General features: G+C 73.9%; 1 protein-coding gene and 1 pseudogene. One reads left to right on the top strand and one right to left on the bottom strand.

The window, feature by feature from the left end; all coding sequences use genetic code 11:
• On the top strand, positions 1 to 1202 hold a 1202-nt coding region (locus QK444_RS35765), incomplete at its 5' end, for a hypothetical protein (RefSeq protein WP_282786468.1).
• Positions 1203 to 1312: 110 nt separating this feature from the next.
• On the opposite strand, the pseudogene QK444_RS35760 reads toward QK444_RS35765, so the two are convergent.
• Positions 1313 to 2125, bottom strand: a pseudogene (locus QK444_RS35760) (NAD(P)/FAD-dependent oxidoreductase); the annotation flags it as partial.

Here is a 2125-nt window from a genome sequence, read left to right as displayed (position 1 = left end):
CGGCGGCCGAGACCGCTCCCCTTCCCGAACTCGCCGACGTGGTGGCGCAGGCCGCGGCCGCCATCGGTTTCGACGACCTGACCGAGGCGGCCCGCGCGGCGAGCGGAACACCCGGCGATCCGGTGGCCCTGTTCCACTTCGCCGTCGGCTGCAAGGAACGCGGAATCGCCTTCTGCGCGATTCCGGCGCTGCGGGCCGCACTTCGCCTGGCGCCCGGCCAGCTCGCCATCCTGGGCAGCCTGTCCGATGCTCTGGAACGCGAGTACCGCCACGGGGAGGCGGCGGCGCTGCTGGCCGAACACGATGCGGTGCTCAGCGCGTGGCCGCACCGCTATCTGCTGGTGTTCAATGCGGTCCTGGCCGACGATCTGCCGCTGGCGCGCGAGCAGTTCGCGCGTCTGCCCGCACCCGAGGACCGGGACTGGTGGCCCGCCTACGATCGGCTGCGAAATATGCTGCGGCGCGCGGAGATGGCGGCGACGGCCGGTCCGCTGGATGGGCAGGACCTGCGCGGCTGGCATTTCGTCATCACCGGCGGCTATCTGGCGACCATGTCGCCCTTCGGTTTCGCCGCCGGAATGACCGGCCGGTGGGCGTACACCCAGGACAGCCACGGCCAGTGTCGGCAGACCCTCGATCGGGTGGCGCTGATGCTCGCGGCGGCCGAGCGCCGTCCGCGCACGGTCTCACTGCTCCCCGGCCGCAGCGACCGCATCCTGGGCCTAGCGGCGGCCGAACTGCTCGGCCTCCCGGCGCTGCCGTACACCCCGGACGCCACCGACACCCTTGTCGTCGCCTACGACCTGCGCGAGCTGGACGATGACCTGGAGCCGACGCTGCGGGACCGCGCCGACGGCCGCATCCTGTTCGAGCACGCCTCCTGCTGGACCTCCCCGCCCGCGCTGAGCGCGGATATCACCGGTCTGCTGGGTCAGCACGTGGTGCCGCCGTGGGAGGCACGGCTGCGCTTCACTCCCGACGGCGTCCGTGACGACGTACCCGCCGACGACCGCCCGGAAGCGGAGATCGCCGCCGATATCGTCGCCGCCGACGGCACCCCCGACCCCGGCGACGGCGACACCCCCGCCGATCCGGACACCGCCCTGACCGCCTTCGTCACCACCACCCGCCCCGCCTGGCTCACCGGTCCCCGCTTCGCCGTCGACTCCCCCGGCCCCGTCCGCAGCAACCACTTCGGCTGAAACCGCGAGGGGGAACTGGTGGCGGCATCGCCCGAGAGCGCCCCGCCACGAGTTCCCCCTCGCACGGTCGACGGCGTGGGGTACGGCGGCGAGGGGTGGGGTTGCGATGGTCATGGGCGGGGTCGGTGGAAGCGGCGGCGGGTGGTGCGGTGGATGAGGTGGGCCACGGTGCGGCCGCTGGCTCCGGAGACGCCGCCGCCGGGGTGGGTGGACGCGCCGGTGAGGTAGAGGCCGGGGGCGCCGGGGACGCGGTGGGCGGCGAGTTCGGGGAGCGGGCGCCAGGCGAACATCTGGTCCAGGGACATCTCCACGTGCATGACGTTGCCGCCGCGCAGGCCCAGCTCCCGTTCCAGGTCGGCGGGGGTCTGTACGTGGCGACGCAGCACGGTGTCCGCGAAACCCGGTGCGTGCGCCTCGACCTCGGCGATGATGCGGTCGGCCTCACGGTCGGCGTGCGCGCTCCAGTCGCTGCCGTCGGCGAGCGCGTAGGGATGCCACTGCGCCCACAGCGAGAGCTGGTGTTCCCCGGCGGCCGCGATGCTCGGATCGAGGGCGCTGAAACTCATGGCCAGCACCACCGGGCGCGGCGGTAGGTCGCCCGCGAGCGCGGCCCCGTGGGCGCGGCGCAGGTGGCGGCGGTCGGTGGTCAGCAGTTGCAGGCCGGTCGCGGATTCGGCGGTGTCCGCGCCCGGATAGCGGGGCAGGTCGCTGGTGGCGGCACGCACCACCATGCCGATGCCGGGGCCGACCCGAATGCGGCGCCGCCAGTCGGCCAGCAGGGCGGCGTCGAAACCGCCCTGCTCCAACAGGTCCAGGGTGGTGAGGATGTGCGCACCCGCGACCACCGTGTCGGCGCGCAGTTCGCGTCCGCCCGCCGTGCGCACCGACCAGCCGCTGCCGTTGCGGGTGAGGGCGGTGACCGC

This window comes from Nocardia sp. CC201C (assembly GCF_030010695.1).
Classification (GTDB): domain Bacteria; phylum Actinomycetota; class Actinomycetes; order Mycobacteriales; family Mycobacteriaceae; genus Nocardia; species Nocardia otitidiscaviarum.
The sequence above is the reverse complement of the archived record's forward strand: the minus strand, read 5'-3'. Positions and strand labels throughout refer to the sequence as shown.